Here is a 22940-nt window from a genome sequence, read left to right as displayed (position 1 = left end):
TTCCGTCAGTTTTTGTTGGTGCTTAAATCAAGATTTCTTTATCATGCCATACAAAAGCAATCGCTTACATTAATTGTTCATTTCCTCTATTGGCTATCCCTCTACCCTCGTTAGATTCAGGTCAGTAGGAGCCCTTCACGTCGTTTGGAGTTCATGCGTGCATCGTTACAAACAAGAAACCAACAAGCTCATTAAGTTAGCTACTCCCGTGCTCATTGCATCTGTAGCGCAAACTGGGATGGGGTTTGTCGACACCGTTATGGCTGGTGGTGTCAGTGCTGTTGATATGGCTGCCGTATCGATCGCGTCCAGCATTTGGTTGCCTTCGATTCTTTTTGGTATCGGGTTACTGATGGCCTTGGTTCCCGTTGTCGCCCAACTGAATGGCTCTGGGCGTCGAGAGAAGATCCCTTTTGAGATACAACAAGGCATCGCAATGGCATTGCTTATCTCTGTTCCCATTATTGCTGTGCTTTTCCAAACTCAATACATCTTGGAGTTGATGGAGGTTGAGTCGTTAATGGCAGAAAAGACCAACGGGTATATGTACGCAGTGATGCTGGCCGTACCTGCTTTTCTACTCTTTCAGGCACTGCGCAGCTTTACAGATGGTATGTCTTTAACTCAACCCGCTATGGTGATTGGCTTCTTTGGCCTGCTGCTTAACATTCCACTTAACTGGATTTTCGTCTACGGAAAATTTGGAGCGCCAGCGCTAGGCGGTGTGGGATGTGGCGTCGCAACCACCATCGTGTACTGGATCATGTTCCTGATGTTGCTGGTGTACATCTTAACCTCTGATCGCGTGGCGAAAATCAATGTATTTGGTCAATTCCATAAACCTCAACTTAAGCCATTAGTTCGCTTGTTTAAGTTAGGATTCCCTGTTGCTGCTGCTCTATTTTTTGAAGTGACACTGTTTGCGGTGGTCGCTCTGATGGTTGCGCCTTTAGGGCCCCTCATTGTAGCTGCGCACCAAGTTGCGATTAACTTCTCTTCGCTTGTTTTCATGCTGCCGATGAGTGTTGGTGCCGCAGTGAGTATCCGTGTAGGGCACTGTTTAGGGGAGCAAAATGTCGAAGGTGCTAAGATTGCCTCGCACGTTGGGCTTATCGTGGCAGTCGCTCTTGCCGGCTTTACCGCGCTATTCACCATTGTATTTAGAGAACAAGTCGCACTGCTCTATACCGATAACCGAGCCGTCATCGACATCGCGATACAACTGCTGTTTTTGGCAGCGGTGTACCAGCTAACGGATGCCATACAAGTGGTTGCCGCTGGCGCGTTACGTGGTTACAAAGATATGTCCGCCATTTTTAATCGTACCTTTGTTGCGTACTGGATTTTGGGCCTTCCGAGTGGTTACATCTTGGGTATGACAGATTGGATTGTCGAACCTATGGGCGCTCATGGATTTTGGATTGGATTTATTATCGGCTTGTCCTCCGCAGCATTTCTGCTCGGTATCCGACTGCACTGGATGCATAAACAAGAGGATGATATCCAGTTAACACTTGCCGCTAAATAAGGCTCGCCTCTACACAAAGTATCCCAACCAATCAAAAAGGTCAGTTTGCTGGCCTTTTTCTTTACGGTGCATAAGATTATTACATTAGCTATCAAATGATGATGAAGATGCGTAGGACGTTAATTTTACTGTTCAGTTTTCTAATTTCCGGTTGCGATTGGGCGACTCATCCTGTGGACGCTAAATTTTCTACCTACCTAAACCGAATTGCTAATGTGCAAGACGCCGAGCCCCTTCCGCTCAACACGAATACCAATATTCTCTTACCGACGAAACGAGATTTAAATTTCGACATTCCTCTCGTCACGATTGGCTTACTCGACAGCTATGAGTTGAGAAAGTGCGAACTGTTCAATCTCATCGCAGAAAAGAATTCCGTACTAGGAAAAGTGCAAGATCAATTTCGAAACTTTGATTATCAGGTACAGCTCATTTATGGGATTGATCGCTGCCTATTAAATGAGGCGCTCTCACCGGCTTTGAAAGCGCAGCTAACTCAACTTGCATCCACAAAGCGTAATCAACTTCCCATGCATTTCAGCAACTTAGTGTACACAAGTGATGCCATGCGTTCTCAGCTCACCGCTTATGAATGGATAAACGCAGACAATGCATCCATCAGTTCTACCCTGTTACAAGCCATCAACCAAATAGATGCCGCCTGGCACACGACAAGTGAAGTGACATTCACTAACACCTTAAACAGTGTTGTACCCTATCAAGAAGTGTTAGAAAAAGAACCCGCAATAGGTGAACTCAGTTATTCAATGCTCAATGCAAGCATTAAACTCAACACGATTACTCAACAACTTAAAACGTACGATGAAAGGATTATTTGCGGACAGTCCCGCGATACCACCAAGTTCAAGTATTTAAGAAATGTATTTCAGCAGCTATTTATCGAAGACATTCAGGCGTATTTAGCCAAATTAGACAGCGTCTATTTACGCATCGAGCCCATGATTGGCTTTACTCAATCTGCGCACCCTAACTTTCGTTACCCAATACAGGCTTACCATGCTCAATTTCGCCAATCGATTTCTGCCCACGTCGACTATTGGAAATCGTTGTTTGCGCGATGTGGAGCGCTCCCAAGCAGATAGAGATTAATTAACGCGCTCACGAATAAATCGTGCAAATTTAGGCACTCCGTTTTGCGTGTAGCCGTTGTAACGAAAAGTAATGGTTGTGCCAATCTTTGGTGGATCTTGTCGTTGAAGATCGTTAAAGCCACTACCCAGGTAGAACTGCTGCCCAGATTCCAACTGCACCAGCAACGCACCCATCTGGCCGCGATACTTCCCTTTGCCCCCTTTGTATCCAATCACTAATGCTTCGGCATCTTGGAATTTCTTTAATTTCACCAGGTCATTGCTACGACCAGCCTGATATCGGCTAGTGATTTTGCGTAGCATGAGACCCTCGCCTTTTTTATCATCAACTTGATCAAGATAGTCGTAAAGGCTTTGCTCGGTTTCGACGGGAAGATGCTCAATGTACTTAATGTGATCTGACTTCGCCACTCTGGTGAAATAGACGATATTGTAATATCGCTTTGTGTAATCCCCTGCGGCTTGCGGCATATCAAACAGCATAAAATCAATCTGTTTCCATGCTTTATCTATCGGAGTTTGATCCAGTACCGTCTGCTGAACAAGATGAAATTTTCCTCTTCCCGCCCAAAGTTCACCTTCTAGAGGATAGTCAGGGAGCGGCTGGGTAAACCATGAGGGGGCTTTAATCTCGACACCATTACGGGTGAGCAACTTTTTTCCATTCCAAATTGCGCGTATACCATCCAGTTTCTCACTCACCCAGTAGTCTTTAACATCAACGTCATTACTGTAATTTTTAGCGAGTGTCACTGGCATGCTATGTGTGTCTGCGTACGCCAAATCCGTCACAGGGAACAAAACCGAAACAATAAAGATGGACAGTTTAGAAAGGTGAAATTGCATATTAAACTCAGCTCGTATCATTCCCTGCCATAGTGCTTTTAATTCGTTTAGAGGCGCAATGCTATAACACAACCTATACGAGTTAGATCTAGTTGTTTTGTGGATGATTTATGTATGTGTTCTCGCATTCGTGACGACCTTCACTACCCTAAACAGAATGAAAATCACCAATTCCCCCACTGTAGCCATGTGATTTAAAGCACATTTTCCGCATTAGACTGAATAAAAGCGCACCATTTAGAGCAGATATAAACCAAACAGATGAAATTCATGTAAATTGCTCTTGCACGAGCAAATAACTCTCGGTAATATCCTCCCCGTTCTTAAGGAATGCGTCTGTAGCTCAGCTGGTTAGAGTACTACCTTGACATGGTAGGGGTCGGTGGTTCGAGTCCACTCAGACGCACCATTCCTTCTTATGGATAAGAACACTAAATTTGGGTCCGTAGCTCAGTTGGTTAGAGTACTACCTTGACATGGTAGGGGTCGGCGATTCGAGTTCGCCCGGACCCACCAAATTTAAAACAAAGCCAAGCATTTAGCTTGGCTTTGTTGTATCTGAACTATCTATCTTTTTAACAAAAATAAATACCCTGCTCCCCTATTACTTCTAAATGTAAATCGCATTTTCATTCTCATTTATTCATTCTCGAAAAATCACAAAACTCTCAAAAAGTGCGCGGTGACCATCCGGTGTCCATTTAGGTAACCGAACGAAAATTGTCCAATGACTAAAGCGGTGGCCAAATGCCAAAATCAGGACTAATTTTTAATGTCGATAAAAATATGAGTCGCTATTTTTATCGACTTTCATGGAAAGTAACTCTGACCGTATCAGTGCACAAGAAGATTAAAAACTTACTGCATAAGAGTAAACCCAACTCATACGCATATAGTCGATCAGATCGTAAGTTCCTGATTAAATGTAATTGAATTACGCATCAAAGCCATTTGAGGAGTGTTTTTTATAAAAAAAAGCTGGCTATTCGCCAGCAAAAAATAAAAAGGTAGCGCGCTCTGCCACGCGCTTACCTATTAGGGCCCCTACCAAATAGTTAAAAAGTTTGATTAGCCTAATGTGGGCATATTAAATGCGCTTGAATGTTGCTCCAAGCGAACATCACTTGCAGGCCAGCGGCTAGATACTGTTTTCATTCTTGTGTAGAAACGAACGCCATCATTACCGTGCACATTTAATGGACCGAAAACAGAACGTTTCCAACCACCAAAACTGTGGAATGCCATTGGTACTGGGATTGGGATATTGATACCTACCATGCCAGCCTGGACATTTTCACTAAACTGACGAGCCGTTTCACCATCACGAGTGAAGATTGCCGTACCATTGCCATATTCATGGCGGTTAACCAGTTGGATAGCCGTTTCAAAATCCGGAACACGAACAATCGCAAGCACAGGGCCAAAAATCTCTTCTTTATAGATAGTCATCTCTGGTGACACATTGTCGAACAACGTTGGACCCACAAAATATCCATTTTCAAAACCATCGACACTTAAAGAGCGACCATCGATAAGCAGATCTGCCCCCTGCTCTACACCTGAGTCGATGTAACCAATGATTTTCTCTTTGTGAATTTGAGAAATTACCGGGCCCATATCGTTTTCTTTACCCTCAACAATACCAGGGCCAATGGTCATTTTATCAACGCCAGTACGTAGTTTATCGATAAGGTGATCCGCTGTTTCGTCACCAACGACTACTGCCACGGAAAGAGCCATACAACGCTCGCCAGCCGCACCAAACGCCGCACCGATAATCGCATTCGTTGCCATATCCAAATCTGCATCTGGCATTAAGATACAGTGGTTTTTAGCGCCGCCCAAAGCCTGGCAACGTTTACCATGTGCCGATGCCGTTGAGTAAATGTACTCCGCAATTGGTGTTGAGCCAACAAAGCTGACCGCTTGAACACGTGGGTCAGTTAGTAGTACATCTACCGACTCTTTATCGCCATTCACTACGTTAAACACGCCGTCAGGAAGGCCCGCTTCAGAAAGTAGCTCAGCCAGAATCAAAGAAGTTGTTGGATCCTTTTCTGACGGTTTTAGAACGAATGTGTTACCAGTCGCAAGTGCAATAGGGAACATCCACATTGAAACCATCGCAGGAAAGTTAAACGGAGTAATGCCCGCACAAACGCCTAGTGGTTGCATCAGTGAATGGCTATCAACACCAGTACCCACGTTAGCTGAATGCTCACCCTTTTGAAGATGAGGAATGCCGCAAGCAAACTCAACCACTTCCAGGCCTCGAGTTAGCTCGCCCATTGCATCTGAGTAAACCTTTCCGTGCTCAGTAGAAATCGTTTTGGCAAGCTTGTCCATATTAGCTTCCATTAACTCTTTGAACTTAAATAGGATTCGAGCACGTTTTAATGGCGGCATTTTCGACCATGCAGGAAATGCCTTAGCAGCAGATTCAATTGCCAGTTCCGTTTCACTCTTTGAGCTAAGGACGACTTGGCGAATTTGTTCACCAGTAGCTGGGTTAAAAATTGGAGCAAATTTGCCGCTTTGGCTTTCCTGAATGCTTCCACCGATATAGTTATGAATAGTCTCCATGACCAACTCCTATTTTAGACTGACTGAGCGACTTGTTTCGCGTTGTACTTATGGCTATTTCTGTTTTAAAAAGCGGTTTCTAACGTCAAATTCAGCTTCGTTTATTGATGTCAGGTTTGCTTTTCATTATCGAACGAAATCATTCTATGAAATTAATTTTTCATTTTCAATATATATGAAAAATTAATTTTATCTTTTAAAACGCCAGATCACAAAAAGAAACATACGTCAGCTAGAAACAGAGCAAGTCCTTTACAACTACGTTGGCTTCTCTAAGGGAGTAAAGGGTAATATTTAAGAATCACGGAAAGTATTTTGAAATAAGGACACTTCTTAGGTGCGGGTTAGCAAACGACTGAAACGCTGTATTCGTGGAGTCTGTACACTGAAGTCAGAACGTTTAATTCAATGTGAGTGGTTGGTGCTTGCCACAATGACTGACAGCAGGAACGTCCTTGATTAAATTGGAAATGAATAAACTCTGGCGAGTCATGTTTTGGGTGAGATACGTTATGATTCTTCTCGTAGTACATCCAGTATTTCATAGCGGACTGTGCCACTATTCTGCCCTGCTGCTTCTATCTGGTGGTAATTTAAGTTCATCATCAACACTAACATTGGCGTTTTGGTTCACCTGACTGTTGTGCTGTCCTTTGGTCATAGTGCCACCAGCTTTGAGACTCGCCTTAACACCCTAGTCGGGTAGACTACTCAACTTTCCACTATTCCCGCGAAGTATTACTGCCTGTTTATCTATTAAACTGCTGACAAAATGCGAAGTAAGCTTTTCATGTACCTCTAGATTTAAAACCACTTAATTAGCTGTTTTTATTGCCTTTTATATATGTAGCACTGTAACTGATGTCACCAGGAGTAACAGAAAATAAAACTCACTACCGTCACTATTAGTCAACATCGGCATGTTGTTTTGTACAAACTCATTGAAGAGAAGCTTTAAAGACTTTTGGTCCGCTTTCATCTTAATGCTATTTGTTTCTGGGTTTTCTTCCGCGTCTTTTACCATGTAGTACGCGTTGTAAGCGACTGCTCCGTACATTTCATTATCCTCATAAAGTTTGGGTTGCTTGTGGTACTGGTACTGCTTTTTTGATAAATGCCATAAATGAAAAACGCTTTTTCTCTGTCTTCACTGCTTCTACTTCTGAAGCGGCTTGATTCTCGCGCGCGTCTTTAACCATGTAGTAAGTATTATATGCGATAGCTGCGTACATAATTTATTCTCCAAATGTTTGTAAGTTTCCTACATCAACAGGAGTAAATATAGATCCAGCTCACACGAAATGCAATGTGTATTTTAAAATTACAGTCAAATAAAACAAACATTTCCACACCAGCGCATAATCAATTGAATTTATTGGACAATTGAATTTAAAGCCTACCGAGGCTATGTTTCAAAGCGTTCAAGACAACGAAAACAAAGCTCTTTTCAGCTAGAAAATGTCAGGCTATGTAAGCGCTCAGCCCAAAATATGCCGGAATGCCTTCTTGTAAGAAAAATACATTACGTAATTGAGCGAGCTTGAAACGAAAAGTTTGTTTATAAGTGGAGAGAACTGCAGGAAAGCACCGTCTCTCAACGAGTAAAGAGAAGTAATACTTGAGTGGTAAAGCAGTGAGTGTAAGTTAGGCAAGAGTAAGCAGGTTTAGGGTGAAAGACGCGCTCTTCAGCTACTAGAAAGCCATTTGGAAGAGCGCGTTACATGATCTGAAATAGTGAGACTTAGTTGGCAATCGATTGTCGACTACGGACTATTCTATTCGCCTTCGTTCCAAACCGTTTTGTAAAGCTCGATAGTTTCTTCTAAAGAAGGAACGCGAGGGTTATTACCTGGTGAACCAGAATCCAGTGCTTGTTGCGCCATGGTGGATAGAAGATCAAAGAAGCGTTCTTTATCAATACCATATTGAGACGGTGTAGGAACGGATAGCTCTGTATTTAGTGCACGCAGTTCATTGACTAACTTCTTACATGCAATCTCATTGGTGTCAGAGAGAGAGGCAACACCAATAGCGCGAGCACACTCCGCATAACGTTGTTCAGCGCTTGGAATGGAAAACTCGGTGATAGCGGGTAGCAACATTGCGTTTGATAGGCCATGAGGCACATGGAAAAACGCACCAATCGGTCGGCTCATACCATGCACTAATGCTACTGATGCATTAGAGAATGCCACTCCAGCCAAGGTTGCGCCAAACATCATATCAGAGCGAGCGGCCTCATCTTTTGGATTGTGATAAGCCTGACGAATACTCTTACCAATTTTTTCCATCGCGATCAGAGCTTGAGTGTCCGAGAACTGGTTCGCTTTTTGACTAACATACGCTTCAATTGCGTGAGTCAGCGCATCCAGGCCACAGTCAGCAGTGACACGTGGAGGAAGTGACATAGTTAGTTCGTAGTCCACCAGCGCAGCGATAGGCATAAATCCAAGACCGGAACACAACATTTTTTCGTCATGTAGATCGTCTGTAATCACCGTGAAGCGAGTGACCTCTGAGCCAGTACCTGCAGTCGTTGGAATGGCAATGATCGGAAGCCCTGCTTCACTAACATCACGAGGGAATTTGTAATCTCTTACTTGCCCACCAAACTTACCAACAATTGAGATGGCTTTGGCACTGTCGATTGGGCTTCCTCCACCAATAGCAATAATGGAGTCAAATCCACCTTCACGCACCATTTTTACACCGGCCTCGATTGAGCTTACTGTCGGCTCTGGAATCGTATCAGAAAATACGGAAGCCTCTATGCCCTGGGCAATGAGCACCTCTTGAACTTTTGCTACATAACCTAGTTGAACCATCATCTTATCGGTGACAATTAACGGACGAGATGCACCTACGCTCGCCATTACGTCCGAAGCCTGAAGTGATGCCCCTTTGCCTACATGCATAATCCTTGGTAATACGATTCGTGCGCTCATTCTATTTCCTTAATCATTACATTGATCGTGAAGTCTAAGAGTAGATGAAATACTTGTCCTTAAACGTACCATTCGAAACAAACTTATTGAAATTTATTTTTCATTTTATGTGAGGGATGAACAGGCTAAATACACTTTATCTATTATTTTACTGTCTTTGATCAATGCATTGGATGATTTTCCTACATGAACTCAATCTTTTACTTTATTTGTAATGAAATCAATATTTCAATTTAATCATACTTTGGAGGTGGAATGTTATTGCATATTGGAGATTACCGTGGACGTTGGAATATTGGGCATATTGCTGTCGTTAGTTTTGTTGATGTAGCTCGCGTACCGAGGCATGTCAGTCATTTGGTTAGCACCTATTTTGGCATTAGTTGCTGCTCTGTTTTCTGCCGGAACGTACATGATGGCCAGTTATACAGAAGTCTTCATGTTAAGCGCAGCAAACTATGTAAAATTTCCTATAACCGATTTTCTTATTCAGGGTCTGAGGAAAAGTCTAGGTTCGGTTACTCAAATATTCTTCATAATCAGGGATTTCGATTTCCACTTCTCCCGACATACACTCAGATGCAAACAAAAAATCCGCCGTCGCTTGATTTGTGGCAACAGGAATATTCCACACACTGGCAATACGAAGTAACGCCTTAACATCGGGATCATGTGGAACCGAGTTTAGCGGGTCCCAAAAGAAGATCAGCATATCCAGACTCCCTTGAGATATGAGGCTTCCAATTTGCTGATCGCCGCCCATTGGACCGCTAATCATGCTAATAATGGTTAAGTCGGTATTCTTCTGGAGCATATGCCCCGTAGTACCAGTGGCATAAAGTGTGTGAGGTTTCAGTTGCTCTTGTTTTGCACCAACCCACTTCAGGAGTTGGGCCTTGCAGTTATCATGCGCAACTAACGCGATATGTTTACTCGCAGGTATGATTCGAGTTGTCGTATCCATAACAGTCTTCTTCTAAAAGTAAAAGGGAGTGCTAAGCAGGTGTTCACTCAGCCATCGTTAGTGGGTATTTTTATTATTGATAAGAGCAAAGAAGCCATGAAAATCATGGCTTCTGGGGCGAACTTATTCTTCGTGATTCAGTTGGAGCCCGAGACAAAGTCGCCCTGCTCCAACACAGATTAACCATGTTTTTCCGCATACTCTGGGCCATTAACCCAGTTATGGTCTTCTTCCCAAGTAAATAACCACTTACGTGAAGGGCCGGCCATAACATTGAGGTAGTAGCTGTCGTATCCCGCAATAGTCGCAACAGGGTGATACCCTTTCGGTGCCTTCACAACATCTTTGTTATAAGCAGCCATACACTCGTCTAATGAGCGGTCATCGGTATAAACACGTTGCAGAACAAACCCTTGCTCTGGGTTTAGTCGGTGGTAATACGTCTCTTCAAGATAAGTCTCATTTGGCTCGTTTGCCGTGTCGTGTTTGTGGCTCGGGAATGAACTTGTACAACCTTCGTCAGTGTAAACTTCCACAACCAGCAATGTGTCTGCTTCGGCATAGTCAGGTAGAATGTTGTGAACATAGCGCTTGTTGTTACCAACGCCTCTCGCTTCAGCATCGATATTTTCTGGTGCTATCAAACGAGTAGGATAAGTGCCTTTACTTGGAGAGGTACACACTGCCAGCTCAATATCTGTCAATGCCCTCACTTCACAGTTATCACTTGGTGTCACATAAACTGCATAAGGTTTTTTGCGCTCGAATGGACACATGCGATCACCAATATTCTCGTATATTTCCGAGTCCGTCACGACAGTTGCCTTACCAGCAACCAGTACCAGGCAAGTCTCTACTTCTGAAGCTGGCAGAGAAAGGCTTTCGCCTGCTTTTAACTCATAAGCTTTAAATCCAACATATCCCCAATTAGCATTTTCTGGGGTAATGTTTTGAGTACAACCGTCAGATGGAGACGCTTGATATTTCGATAGTAGATTAGACATTCAACTGTTCCTTATGCGTATTAATGTGCACTTCCCAAGCGGGTTTTAAATTTCAATTTAATCCATAATATGAAATGAAGATTTCAAAAACAATGATAAAGATCGGCTAATCCCCTTATGTAGAGTCTTCTTTAAGATTTTTCCCTTCACAACTGAACATAGATCACAAAATGATGCTCAGCCTCTATTAACACATTTTATGAAATGAAATTTTCATATCGAAAGCTAACTTGAAGGCAACCAAGTGACTGATAACAAATAGCTTCTGGTCGTCGTCTGATCCATCGTACCTGTATAATGTAGGCCACCGATAGGTAGAGGTAAACAGCGTCCCATATACCCTTTATTTAGAATCAATAAAAAAATTCTCGCTGCTATTAATTCACTGCGAAAACCCGTCATGTCCAGAAAACAGGCCTTGTTGAGCAACTGAGTGACTATTTGTGACGCCGTACAATCAGAATTTTCTTACTCTCCTTTCAGCTTAAGGTCACATTTTGAACAAGCGGTTTATTGAAGAAAATACCCTTACCCCATTACTCTGTTTAAGTGCGGCAAACACCGTTGTATATAGCTATACGCTCTACTTTCAAGTCAGCGACTTGATGAAATACAACATTCGACTATAATAAAAATCAAAATAAATATTCCATTTTAAGTTCTACTTCACATTTGCTTGCCAACGCGAATGCTATATTAGCCTCCAGATTATCGGTAAATGAGTAAGTTACTTACTAATGCAATAATCAAAGTCTGAATGGTGGAACAAAAAATTCACTATCCACACAAAAACATAATTAAGGATGAATATCATGTCTTTAAACATTACTGATCTAAAAGTAGGTGTAATTGGTGTTGGTGCTATCGGTAAAGAGCACATCAAACGTGTGAACTATCTCACTGGAGCTCATGTGACCGCGGTATTTGACGTGAATAATGACCAAGTACGCTCTTGGCTGACTCAAGAAAATATTGAAGCAGAAGTTTTTGATAATGGTGTTGACCTAATCAATTCCGATATGGTCGATGCAATTGTTGTTGCGTCTTGGGGGCCAACACACGAAGAGTTTGTACTAGCAGCAATCGAAGCTGGTAAATACGTAATGTGTGAAAAGCCATTAGCAGTAACTGAAGAAGGCTGTCGCCGTATCATCGATGCTGAAGTGGCTTGCGGTAAGCGCCTTGTTCAGGTTGGCTTCATGCGTCGTTACGACAAATCATACCGCCAGCTCAAATCCGTACTTGATCAAAAGATCATTGGTGAGCCGTTAACGCTAAATGCTTGGCACCATGCGCCAGAAGCACCAGGATTCAGCGGTGACATGGCGATTACCGACTCATTCGTTCATGAAGCAGACGTCCTGCGCTGGCTATTGGATGAAGACTACGCGACAGCACAGGTTATTCTTCCCCGTAAAACTCAAATCTCTTCTGATCCAGAGTTACAAGATCCACACATCATGATTCTAAGTACTAAATCTGGTGTTCATATCTCGGTTCAGAGCTTCGTATTCTGTCAGTACGGCTACGATATTCAATGTCAGATTACCGGTGAGAAAGGTGTTGCTTCCCTTCCTGATCCTGCGACAACTGTGATTCGTACCAACGCGACACTACAACAAGAAATTTTTGTGGATTGGAAAGACCGCTTCTTTGACGCCTTCGACGTTGAATTCCAAGAATGGATTGATGGCGCTCGTGCAGGCCAATTAACAGGCCCAACGTCATGGGACGGCTACTGCGTATCAGTAACGATCGACGCTTGTGTGAAAGCAAAATACTCTGGTGGCATTGAGAAAATCGAACTTCCAGAAAAACCTGAATTCTACAACTAATCAATGACTTATAAATCATTAGGTTACAAATTCAAAATCTAAACAATTTATATCGAGTAAGACCTACAGTGTATACGGGCGCAAGAATTTGCACCCGGTTGCAACAAGGAAGTTCTGTTGCTCTACACAGCAAACAAAATCAATTTAGGAGGATTCATGTCCACTAATAATCAAACTGTAGATACAAGTTATAATTTACGTTATATCCTCGTCATCTGTGCTGTTGCAGCGCTGGGTGGCCTGCTACTAGGTTATGACACCGCCGTAATTTCTGGTGCAATCACCCCTATTACCACCTACTTTGAACTAAGTTCGATCGGCGTTGGTTGGGCCGTATCAAACGTTGCCATTGGTTGTATTATCGGTGCGTTCCTATCCGGTAAGGTCGCTGATAAATACGGCCGTAAAAAGGCCCTCATTTTATCCGCCATTTTATTTACTATTTCAGCGATTGGTGCAGCCCTTGTTAACTCGTTCTTCTGGTTCATCGTTTATCGCATGATTGGTGGAGTAGCGGTTGGTATTGCATCTTCCGTATCACCAATGTACATGTCAGAAGTGTCACCAAAGAAAATCCGTGGCCGTGCGTTAAGTTCGCAAAACTTTGCCATCGTATTCGGTCAAGTGGTTATCTTTGTTGTTAACTTCTTAATCGCTCAAGGCATGACTCACGAATGGCTGGTTGATGTAGGCTGGCGTATCATGATTGGTTCTGAAGCTATCCCATGTGCGCTATTTGTGCTTGCAGCATTCTTCATCCCTGAGTCGCCTCGTTGGTTAGTCCTAGTAGGACGTGAAAAAGAAGCGTTAGAAGTCACAGGTAAAATCTTCAACCCTGCTTATGCGCCTACGGTGATTAACGCGATTCACAACTCCATTCACGAAGAAGCAGCGAACAAAGAGCAAGTTGAAAAACTTCAAGTTCACAAACAACGCCGCTTTTGGGTTTTCGTTTTCATCGCAACCATGATTGTTATCTTCCAACAGGCAAGTGGTGTAAACGTAATGATGTACTTCGCACCAGTCGTACTTGAAAAAGTAACAGGTAACAGCCAGGTCGCGCTCTTCTTGACTATTTGGGTCGGTGTGATTCAGCTAGTGGGTACCTTAATAGGTTCTCTGCTCATGGACAAAATTGGTCGCAAACCACTGCTAAAAATTGGTTCATTGGGTGCCACGTTCGGCCTTCTGTTGACGTCTTACTTCATTTACCAATCTGCAGGTCTGCAAGGTGAAGCCGCTATCCAAATGGGTTACTGGACACTGTTTGGCATGATGGTGTTCATGATTTGCTTTGCGTTCTCATGGAGCTTAGGTGCATGGATTGTCGTATCTGAAATCTTCCCTAACCGCTACCGTGGCTTAGGTATGTCATTTGCTATCGGTGGTCTTTGGGTAACTAACTTCCTGATTGGGCTTATCTTCCCGATAATGAATGACAGCCCGCTTCTCAATGAGATGTTCCGTGGCGCATTCCCTATGTGGGTATTTGCTTTCTTCATGATTGTTTCTTATTTCTTTGTAAATCGCTACCTACCAGAAACCAATGGTGTAGCACTAGAGAGAATGGAAGAGCATGTTATGACTAACTGGAACGGCCAACAGACCAAAAAAGTAGACGTACCTGCTTAATAGGTCCAATTAACCCACTGGCAATTTGTCGCTCATACTTAGGAATGTATCGATGAGAGACAAATTGCCAGACTAACTAATAACGACTTAATAATTACACGTGAAATCAATAATAGGTTGATTGATATACACTTTATTTGGAGGTTTTTATGAAAATCGCATTCGACGTTGATGTACTAGCAAAACAAATGAGTATCCCGGATATGGTGCACAAAGTTGCAGATTGGGGTTACAAGTATATCGAGCAATCGCCTCATCCACGTATCAACCCGTTCTACAAGCACCCACTATTTTCTCGTGAGTGTGAAAGAGAATACAAAACTGCCCTACGTCAGGCTGGTGTTGAACTCTCTTCTTTTATTGTTGTTTATCGTTGGTCGGGCCCTACTGAAGAACAACGTAAACATGCAGTAGCAAACTGGAAAAAAATCGTAGAAATCGCTGTTAATATGGGTGTAGAAGTAATCAACACAGAACTTTCGGGCGATCCAAACCAACAAGAAATCTGTAACGGAATGTGGTTCCGCTCTATGGATGAATTACTACCTCTATTTGAAAGAGAAGGCATTCGTGTCGAAGTTCAATCGCATCCATGGGATTTCTGTGAACTGAATAATGAAACGTGTGACCTAGTTAAGTCCTACCGTTCAGACAATCTAAAGTACGTATACTCTGCGCCCCACGGTTTCTTCTATGATCAAGGCAAAGGTGACGTTCGCTCAATGTTGGAGTATGCAGGTGACGATCTTTCTCATGTATTGTTTGCGGATACCTTCAACCAAACATTGGATTGTCGTTATATCGCTAACCCACCTTGGTTGAACAATCAAGGGCGCAGTGATGTGGCTATCCACCAGCACTTAGCCATGGGTGAAGGCGATGTAGATTTCGATACTATGTTCTCAACGCTAAGAGATATGGAATTTGCGAATAAGAAATTCGCAGTTGGTGGTGATTCAATTGCTTGTGTCTCTTATTTTGGATTCCCAGAAAAGATGGACGTGCAAGCACCAGCGGCAAGAGAGCGTTTAGAAAAAGAATTCTTACTCCGATAAAATAATAGCTCGACCTATTATCCAGGTACGGGACAATATTATTTGTCCCGTAAAATTAAAACACTATAATTTTCGATTTATAAGATGTGATTGACGTGTAATTAACGTTCCAGGTATAAGTATTTTGTTGTTACTATTAATGTCAGAATTAAGTAGTTCAACAGATTTACTAACCAAAGGTATTAATTCCTGCCTGAATGTCGTGAGATTATATTTAGGAGATGATGCTAGATCTATATCATCAAATCCTACAATGGCAATAGTGTTATCAATTTTGTGATGATGTAATGCATCCAAAGCACCAATGGCTAAGATATCATTTTCACAAAAAATAGCGTCAACTCTTTGATCAACATCGGTCGTTTTTATGTAATCAGAAATACAGTTAAATGCAAGGTCTCTGGCATAGTGTTTGATATTAAATCTGTGTTCGAGTGGTATATCACACTCAGAAAGTCGACTGTTAAAACCTTGAAAACGTAGCAGCCCTGTTGATTTTTGTTCTGGGCCCGACATATAAGCCATTCCTTTATAACCTAATTGGATAAAAAGATTGGCAACTTGCTGACCTGCCGTTATGCCATCAGTACTGACAGAGTGAACGTTTGGCGTATCACAATGACGATACAGAGTAATGAGAGGGATATGCTCAATGTTTTTTTCAACGATTTCTTGAGGTAAGTCGGTGCCAAGGAATATGATACCATCGACTTGCAACTGACCAGCTAAAGTAAGGGCGTTCTTGTAATCTTTTTTAGAATGAATATTGAGAACTATTGGAATTAACCCTTTATTTTGTAGTTTTGATGTAAGTTCATCAAAAACAGTCAATACATTAGGGGAACCTAACTCTGAAATAAGTATGGCAATCATATTGGTTTTATTTTTTGCCAAACTTCTTGCCAGCAAATTAGGCTTATATCCAAGTTCTTCTGCTGCTTTTAGAACTTTAGTTAAACTAGACTCAGAAATTGAAGACCCTTGCGTAAAGGCTCGGGAAACCGTCCATTTAGATACACCTGCAAGTTTTGCTACATCACGAGCAGTAATATTTTTTGTGACTTTGTTTTTAGTTTCTTTCATTAGCTCAATAATTATATTGACAGTTTATTTTTATAGGACTTAAATTGATTTTAATATAATCATGACTCTGTGACTATACAAAATCACGGAATAATACAAAGTGTCATTAATCGTATGATTAATCAATGTTTTTGGTTAACAACACATTACAACCAGCCTTGCACCCGGTTGCAATGTGGTGCTAAGAGATTTATCCAATTTTTGAATCAAAAGTGATCAATTTAGAATATCGAGGTTAATACTATGCAACTAGCAATTTGTACTGATGTATACGCAGATCTTTCATTCACAGAGATGTTAGATAAAGTAAAGTCAATGGGTATTGACGCCGTAGAAATGACAGCCGGTGGCTGGGGCGCGCGTAAGCATGTGAACACTCAAGAGCTTCTAGGCGATGAAACCAAACTTCAGGAGTTCCAAGCTGAGCTAGAAAAACGTGGCATGCGTATTTCTGCTTTAAATACATCTTGTAACCCGCTTTGGCCATCAGAAACAGGCGAGCAATACTCGAAGAGCATGTACGACTGTGCAACACTGGCTGGCAAACTTGGCGTGAAGAAAATTGTAGCTATGGCTGGTCTGCCTGCGGGTTCTCCTGAGGACAGAACACCAAACTGGATCACATCAACGGTGTCTTGGCCCGATTTCATGGCGCCAGCTTACGAGTACCAATGGGAAGTCACCATCAAGTTTTGGTCTGAATATGTCGAACACTGTAAGAAGTGTGGTGTAGAACAAATCGCAATCGAAGAGTTTCCTGGCACTATGGTTTGGAGTGCGTCAACGCTGCTTAAACTGCGTAACGCGGTTGACCCAATGATCGGCATCAACCTTGACCCATCTCACATGATCATTCTTGGTGCGGACCCGATTGCAGCAGCTCGCGCATTAAAAGGCTGTATCTACCACTTGCACGGCAAAGATGCTCGTATCGAACGTGGTCTAGCTGACATTGATGGCCTACTAGAGCCACGTCCAGTTGAAGACAGTGCAGACCGTACCTGGAACTACGTTGCAGTAGGTTGTGGTCAAGATCTTCAGTGGTGGAAAGAGTTTTTCTCTGTATGTCATATGATGGGCTACAACGGTGATGTTTCACTGGAGATGGAAGACCTGACCATGACAGTGGATGCAGGTGTTGAAACCTCTATTGACGCTTTGAAAGCAACAATCAGCCAGTAACCGCTACTCTATGTTTAGGTGCTAAGCTATCAAAGCACAATAAACACGCTGAATGAAATTACATCGAATGGAGTAGCTCATACAAGTTACTCCATTTTTGCGTAAGTGGGTGTCGAGCGCTCATTCGGTCCCCTTCCCTAACTGACAGAAAGTAGTGAACCAATCTCTACTCCAACCTATCCGTACAATATGGAATAAAAATTCCATAAATTTAAAGCAGTTCGTTTTTTAACGCGATACCGTGAGAGGCTCAAAGTGAAAACTGAAAAGAAATTAGACCTGATTTGTATGGGACGAATCGCTGTTGACCTTTACGGACAACAAGTCGGCTCTCGCTTAGAAGATATGGGCACGTTCGCCAAATATCTCGGTGGTTCTTCCGGTAACGTTGCTTATGGAACTGCCGTTCAAGGCCTTAAATCTTCAATGCTTGCCCGCGTTGGCGATGAACATATGGGACGTTTCTTACGTGACGAGCTGGAAAAAGTGGGTTGCGACACCAGCCACCTTGTTACCGATAAAGAACGTCTTACTGGCCTAGTCATTTTAGGCATCAAAGACGAAGACACCTTTCCACTGATCTTTTACCGTGAAAACTGCGCTGACATGGCAATCAGCAAAGAGGATTTTACGGAAGAGTATATTGCCTCGGCGCGCTGTCTCGCTATCACTGGTACGCACTTGTCAAACCCAAAAACTCGCGACGCCGTTTTGACTGCACTTGAATATGCTCGCCGAAATGGGGTTAAAACCGCGCTTGATATTGATTATCGTCCGGTACTGTGGGGCCTAACTTCACTGGGCGATGGTGAAACCCGTTTTATCGCATCAGATAAAGTGACCGAAGAACTGCAAGACGTTTTGGGGTTATTCGATGTAATTGTCGGAACAGAAGAAGAGTTCCATATTTGTGGTGGCTCAACAGATACCGTTGAAGCACTCAAAGCCGTACGTAAGGTTTCTGACGCAGAATTGGTTTGTAAACGCGGTGCTCTTGGTTGTTCTGTTTACACGGATGCGATCCCAGAAACGCTGGATGAAGGCATTACCGTACACGGTGTGCGTGTGGATGTATTGAACGTTCTTGGCGCTGGTGACGCATTCATGTCTGGTCTTCTTCGTGGCTATCTCAACGGTGAAGGATGGGAAAAAGCGTGTACTTATGCCAACGCTTGTGGCGCACTTGTGGTATCTCGTCATGGCTGTGCTCCCGCAATGCCAACCAAAGTTGAGTTAGACAACTATTTAACTCGCGCTAACGATGTTAAGCGCCCTGATTTAGATCCTCAGCTTAACCACTTGCACAGAGTAACGACACGTAAGACAGGTGCATGGGACGAGTTATGTATATTAGCGTTCGATCATCGCAGCCAATTGGTCGATATGGCGAAAGAAGTCGGTGCAGATGTTGGAAAAATTCCAACACTGAAAAAACTCATTCTCGAAGCGAGTCGTCAGGTAAGTAGAGAAGCCGGTTTAAAGGGTCAGTCAGGACTCCTTTGTGATAGCACCTTCGGTCAGGATGTGCTTAATGACGTGACGGGTGACAATTGGTGGATCGGTCGTCCAATCGAAATGCCTGGCTCGCGTCCTCTAGAGTTCGAACACGGCAACATTGGCTCTCAATTGATCGACTGGCCTTTAGAGCATGTGGTGAAATGCCTGGTATTCTATAGCTCGGAAGACGATGAAAGCATCCGAACTCTGCAAGAAAATACAATAGCAGAAGCTTACCAAGCCTGTCTTAAGTCCGGACATGAACTGCTACTTGAGGTCATTCTGCCAGACGGCGTTGAGAAAGAAGACCGCTTATACATTGAAGCGGTAAGCCGCTTCTACTCTCTGGGAATCAAGCCAGATTGGTGGAAATTACCGGCGCTTCAAAGCGAAGCATGGGTCACATTGAACAGCTTAATCATTGAGCAAGATCCATATTGTCGCGGAGTGGTGATTCTTGGTCTGGATGCGCCTGTAGAAGAGCTTAAAAAAGGCTTTGATCAAGCATCTGGCCACGATTTAATTAAAGGTTTTATGGTTGGCCGAACTATATTTGGTGAAGCATCTAAAGAATGGTTGTCTGGGGATATTAATAACCAAGAATTTATTAATAAAACAAAATCAAACTACCACGAAATAATCCAACTTTGGAAAAACAGAGGATAATACTCCTGAAGATGATGTGCCCTTATATTGCACATCATCTTATCCAAACAGCTAGAGCGAAAAAATTGAACAAGTAAATGTAAAAAAGTTGTGCAACTCAGCACGAGGCGCGCGTGAACTTTCACACGCTTAATGGCATTCAAACATAGCTATCGTCGATGCGAACCTAGTAATGAGCATGCCTAAGTCTCTAACCGCATTCGGTGGTTACGATGCAGTGACTCACGCACTAGAAGCTTACGTATCCATCCTTGCGAACGAATACTCAGATGGTCAGGCTCTACAAGCGCTTAAGATGCTGAAAGAATACCTACCATCAAGCTACGCGAATGGTGCAAGCGACCCAATTGCTCGTGAAAAAGTACACAACGCCTATACGCTACCTATCTCATTAAAAGCCGATTTTTCACACGAGCTAACGGCAAGAAGTTGGCAAATGTAAATTTTCACCCTCCTTTATCTCATGAAATGAAAATTTCGTAATTTTGCAAAAAGTATCATCCATCACACCATTATTTTGTTTTTAGTGCATCAACACGCCACAATCTAATCAGGATCACAAAAACTAACAGCATTTCAGAAAAACATTGCAATGAAATAAATGTTCCATAATATCTAAATCATTAGATTTAATATGCTAGCAAGGCATCAGGTCACAAGTTTCGTCTCACCTGCTGTCGACTAAATTATCTGGAGTAAAGTGGTTATGAACACGATTAAAATGACGACCGCACAAGCGCTGGTTAAGTTTATGAATCAACAGTATGTTGAGTTCGATGGAGTAGAACACAAGTTTATTCATGGCATCTTTACCATCTTTGGTCATGGCAATGTTGTCGGTCTGGGACAAGCACTAGAAGAAGACGCTGGCTCACTTGAGGTATACCAGGGCTGTAACGAACAAGGTATGGCTCATATCGCGATGGGTTACGCAAAACAGAACAAGCGTAAAAAGATCTATGCCGTCACCTCTTCTGTCGGCCCTGGCGCAGCAAACATGGTAACGGCAGCAGCGACAGCAACAGCGAACCGCATCCCAGTGCTTTTCTTACCGGGAGATACTTACGCGACTCGTCAGCCAGATCCTGTTCTACAGCAGGTTGAGCAATATCACGATGCATCAATCAGCACTAACGACTGTTTCAAGCCCGTTTCACGTTACTGGGATCGCATTACTCGCCCTGAGCAATTGATGTCTGCGATGGTTAACGCGATGCGTGTATTGACAGATCCTGCCGACACTGGCGCAGTCACGATTTGTTTACCACAAGATGTACAGGGTGAGGCTTACGACTTCCCAGAGTATTTCTTCAAAAAACGCGTACACCGCATTGAACGTCGTCCAGCAACCAACCCAATGATTGATGACGCGGTTGCTCTAATTAAGAGCAAGAAGAAGCCGATGCTTATTTGCGGTGGTGGCGTACGTTATTCAGAAGCACACGATGCATTCCGTCAGTTTGCTGAGCGACACAATATTCCTTTCGGTGAAACTCAAGCGGGTAAGAGTGCGATTGTCCACGACCACGAACTCAACTTGGGTGGCGTAGGTACCACTGGTTGTCTTGCGGCTAACCGAATTGCGCGTGACACAGACTTAGTAATTGGTGTGGGTACTCGCTTTACCGATTTCACCACATGCTCAAAATCACTATTCCAGAACCCAGATGTGGATTTCTTAACCATCAACGTCTCTGAGTTCGATGCAAGCAAATTAGATGCAACTTCGGTTGTCGCTGACGCCCATATCGCTCTCGAAGCAATCGGTGAAAAGTTAGCTAAAATTGGCTACGTAAGTGGCTACAGCGACGAAATTAAAGCGGCTAAACAAGCTTGGGACAAAGAACTAACCCGCTTATTCAATGTTCAAATAGGCGAAGGTTTCGTTCCGGAAATCGGTGGGCACTTTGATGATGAGTTGGCGGAGTACCGTGAAGCACTTAATACCGACTTAGCCCAAACTCGCGTACTAGGCTTGCTTGATGAACATCTTGAACCTGATGCCATTATTGTCGGTGCAGCCGGTTCACTCCCTGGCGATCTGCAGCGTGTTTGGCGACCAAAACGTCCGGACACTTACCACATGGAGTATGGCTATTCATGCATGGGTTACGAAGTGGCCGCTTCGATTGGTGCAAAAATTGCGAATCCAGAGCAACCTGTTTACACCATGGTCGGTGACGGTTCCTACATGATGCTTCATTCAGAGCTACAAACATCAATTCAAGAAGGCGTGAAAATCAACGTACTCTTGTTTGATAATGCGGCATTTGGCTGTATCAATAACTTGCAGATGAACCATAAAATGGGCAGCTTTGGCACCGAAAACCGTTTCAAAGACCCGAAAACAGGCAAGATGAGCGGTGGATTAGTGCCTGTTGATTTTGCCAAAAATGCAGAGAGTTACGGTTGTAAAGCCTACCGCGTACATACTGAAGAGGAGCTCATCGCCGCATTGGCCGATGCTAAGCAGCAAACCGTATCAACCCTGATTGATATAAAAGTGCTACCGAAAACCATGACAAACGACTACGAGTCCTGGTGGCGCTGTGGTACGGCTCAAGTCGCTGCGAAACCAGAGATTGCAGCTAAAGCTCAGGAAAACGTAGAGAAGTTGAAAAAAGCGCGTCAGTACTAAACGATCCAGAGCTCGGGGTAAATAAAGTCTCACTCACTTCCCACCCTGAGTTCAGGATAAATACTAACAATAAGTTTAATCGAGCGGTTTGCCCGTCCAGCGAGACTCCTGAGACGGGCTTTTTTATTTGTCGTTGTTCGAAACGAACCACCAGCGCTTAAACCCTATCTTTCAGCTGCTCGAATCCATTTTTTCAACTTTCTATAACATTTGAAATTTATTTTCCGACTTGATCACAAAACGAATCAAATATCCCACTTTAAATTGAAAATGAAACAAACATTCCGTATAAAGGTTTTATTGAAACGTGAAACGCATATGGGCATTGCCTTAACGCAGACACAAAAACTTTAGCATTGGAAACATCCTA

The 22940-nt window shown here is 43.1% G+C and carries 16 protein-coding genes, 2 tRNA genes and 1 pseudogene; 11 read left to right on the top strand and 8 right to left on the bottom strand.

Annotated elements, in window-relative coordinates; genetic code table 11:
* The first annotated feature begins 73 nt into the window (after positions 1-73).
* Complete coding sequence (locus NP165_RS06260; RefSeq protein ID WP_503169886.1) at positions 74-1528, top strand: MATE family efflux transporter; 1455 nt, start codon at positions 74-76, stop codon at positions 1526-1528.
* Between the two features lie 107 nt (positions 1529-1635).
* The gene (locus NP165_RS06255) at positions 1636-2631 is read left to right on the top strand and encodes a DUF3080 domain-containing protein (protein ID WP_257085456.1); all 996 of its coding nucleotides are present in this window, start codon (positions 1636-1638) and stop codon (positions 2629-2631) included.
* A 3-nt stretch (positions 2632-2634) separates the two neighbouring features.
* On the opposite strand, the gene NP165_RS06250 is transcribed toward NP165_RS06255, so the two are convergent.
* Entirely contained in the window at positions 2635-3486 is an 852-nt protein-coding gene (locus NP165_RS06250) for a DNA ligase (RefSeq protein ID WP_257085455.1), read from the bottom strand.
* A gap of 332 nt (positions 3487-3818) precedes the next feature.
* Between NP165_RS06250 and NP165_RS06245 the strand changes: the two genes are divergently transcribed.
* Positions 3819-3895 (top strand) — tRNA-Val (locus NP165_RS06245).
* A gap of 30 nt (positions 3896-3925) precedes the next feature.
* Positions 3926-4002: transfer RNA gene (locus NP165_RS06240), tRNA-Val, on the top strand.
* 552 nt (positions 4003-4554) lie between these two features.
* Here NP165_RS06240 and NP165_RS06235 read toward each other — a convergent pair.
* From NP165_RS06235 to iolB, 6 genes are all read right to left on the bottom strand, one after another.
* Positions 4555-6069, bottom strand: a complete 1515-nt coding sequence (locus tag NP165_RS06235) for a CoA-acylating methylmalonate-semialdehyde dehydrogenase (protein WP_257085454.1) — start codon at positions 6067-6069, stop codon at positions 4555-4557.
* 838 nt (positions 6070-6907) lie between these two features.
* Positions 6908-7126, bottom strand: a complete 219-nt coding sequence (locus NP165_RS06230) for a hypothetical protein (RefSeq protein WP_257085453.1) — start codon at positions 7124-7126, stop codon at positions 6908-6910.
* 10 nt (positions 7127-7136) lie between these two features.
* Entirely contained in the window at positions 7137-7301 is a 165-nt protein-coding gene (locus NP165_RS06225) for a hypothetical protein (protein ID WP_257085452.1), read from the bottom strand.
* A gap of 543 nt (positions 7302-7844) precedes the next feature.
* Complete coding sequence (locus tag NP165_RS06220; protein WP_257085451.1) at positions 7845-9014, bottom strand: iron-containing alcohol dehydrogenase; 1170 nt, start codon at positions 9012-9014, stop codon at positions 7845-7847.
* Positions 9015-9522: 508 nt separating this feature from the next.
* A complete protein-coding gene (locus NP165_RS06215; RefSeq protein ID WP_257085450.1) occupies positions 9523-9978 on the bottom strand; it encodes a methylglyoxal synthase in 456 nt (151 codons plus the stop codon).
* A 179-nt stretch (positions 9979-10157) separates the two neighbouring features.
* Positions 10158-10982: a 5-deoxy-glucuronate isomerase gene (gene iolB / locus NP165_RS06210; protein ID WP_257085449.1), complete on the bottom strand. Its 825-nt coding sequence runs from the start codon at positions 10980-10982 to the stop codon at positions 10158-10160.
* A gap of 812 nt (positions 10983-11794) precedes the next feature.
* Between iolB and NP165_RS06205 the strand changes: the two genes are divergently transcribed.
* The 3 genes from NP165_RS06205 (at position 11795) to NP165_RS06195 (ending at position 15504) form a co-directional block, all read left to right on the top strand.
* Positions 11795-12817 (top strand): Gfo/Idh/MocA family protein, encoded by a 1023-nt coding sequence (locus NP165_RS06205; protein WP_257085448.1) that lies wholly within the window; start codon positions 11795-11797, stop codon positions 12815-12817.
* Positions 12818-12973: 156 nt separating this feature from the next.
* Entirely contained in the window at positions 12974-14449 is a 1476-nt protein-coding gene (locus NP165_RS06200) for a sugar porter family MFS transporter (RefSeq protein ID WP_257085447.1), read from the top strand.
* A 149-nt stretch (positions 14450-14598) separates the two neighbouring features.
* Positions 14599-15504: a sugar phosphate isomerase/epimerase family protein gene (locus NP165_RS06195; protein ID WP_257085446.1), complete on the top strand. Its 906-nt coding sequence runs from the start codon at positions 14599-14601 to the stop codon at positions 15502-15504.
* Positions 15505-15567: 63 nt separating this feature from the next.
* On the opposite strand, the gene NP165_RS06190 is transcribed toward NP165_RS06195, so the two are convergent.
* Entirely contained in the window at positions 15568-16587 is a 1020-nt protein-coding gene (locus NP165_RS06190; protein WP_257085445.1) for a LacI family DNA-binding transcriptional regulator, read from the bottom strand.
* A gap of 243 nt (positions 16588-16830) precedes the next feature.
* Here NP165_RS06190 and NP165_RS06185 point away from each other — a divergent pair, with 243 nt between their 5' ends.
* From NP165_RS06185 to iolD, 4 genes and pseudogenes are all read left to right on the top strand, one after another.
* On the top strand, positions 16831-17769 hold the full coding sequence (locus tag NP165_RS06185; protein WP_257085444.1) for a sugar phosphate isomerase/epimerase family protein: 939 nt from the start codon (positions 16831-16833) through the stop codon (positions 17767-17769).
* A 255-nt stretch (positions 17770-18024) separates the two neighbouring features.
* Complete coding sequence (locus NP165_RS06180; RefSeq protein ID WP_257085443.1) at positions 18025-19932, top strand: bifunctional 5-dehydro-2-deoxygluconokinase/5-dehydro-2-deoxyphosphogluconate aldolase; 1908 nt, start codon at positions 18025-18027, stop codon at positions 19930-19932.
* Between the two features lie 142 nt (positions 19933-20074).
* A pseudogene (locus tag NP165_RS06175) lies at positions 20075-20314 on the top strand (butanol dehydrogenase); the annotation flags it as partial.
* Between the two features lie 324 nt (positions 20315-20638).
* Entirely contained in the window at positions 20639-22570 is a 1932-nt protein-coding gene (iolD, locus tag NP165_RS06170) for a 3D-(3,5/4)-trihydroxycyclohexane-1,2-dione acylhydrolase (decyclizing) (RefSeq protein WP_257085441.1), read from the top strand.
* Positions 22571-22940: the final 370 nt, after the last annotated feature.

Origin of the sequence: Vibrio japonicus, assembly GCF_024582835.1 — a bacterium.
GTDB classification, from domain to species: domain Bacteria; phylum Pseudomonadota; class Gammaproteobacteria; order Enterobacterales; family Vibrionaceae; genus Vibrio; species Vibrio japonicus.
This window is presented reverse-complemented; position numbering and strand designations above follow the sequence as displayed.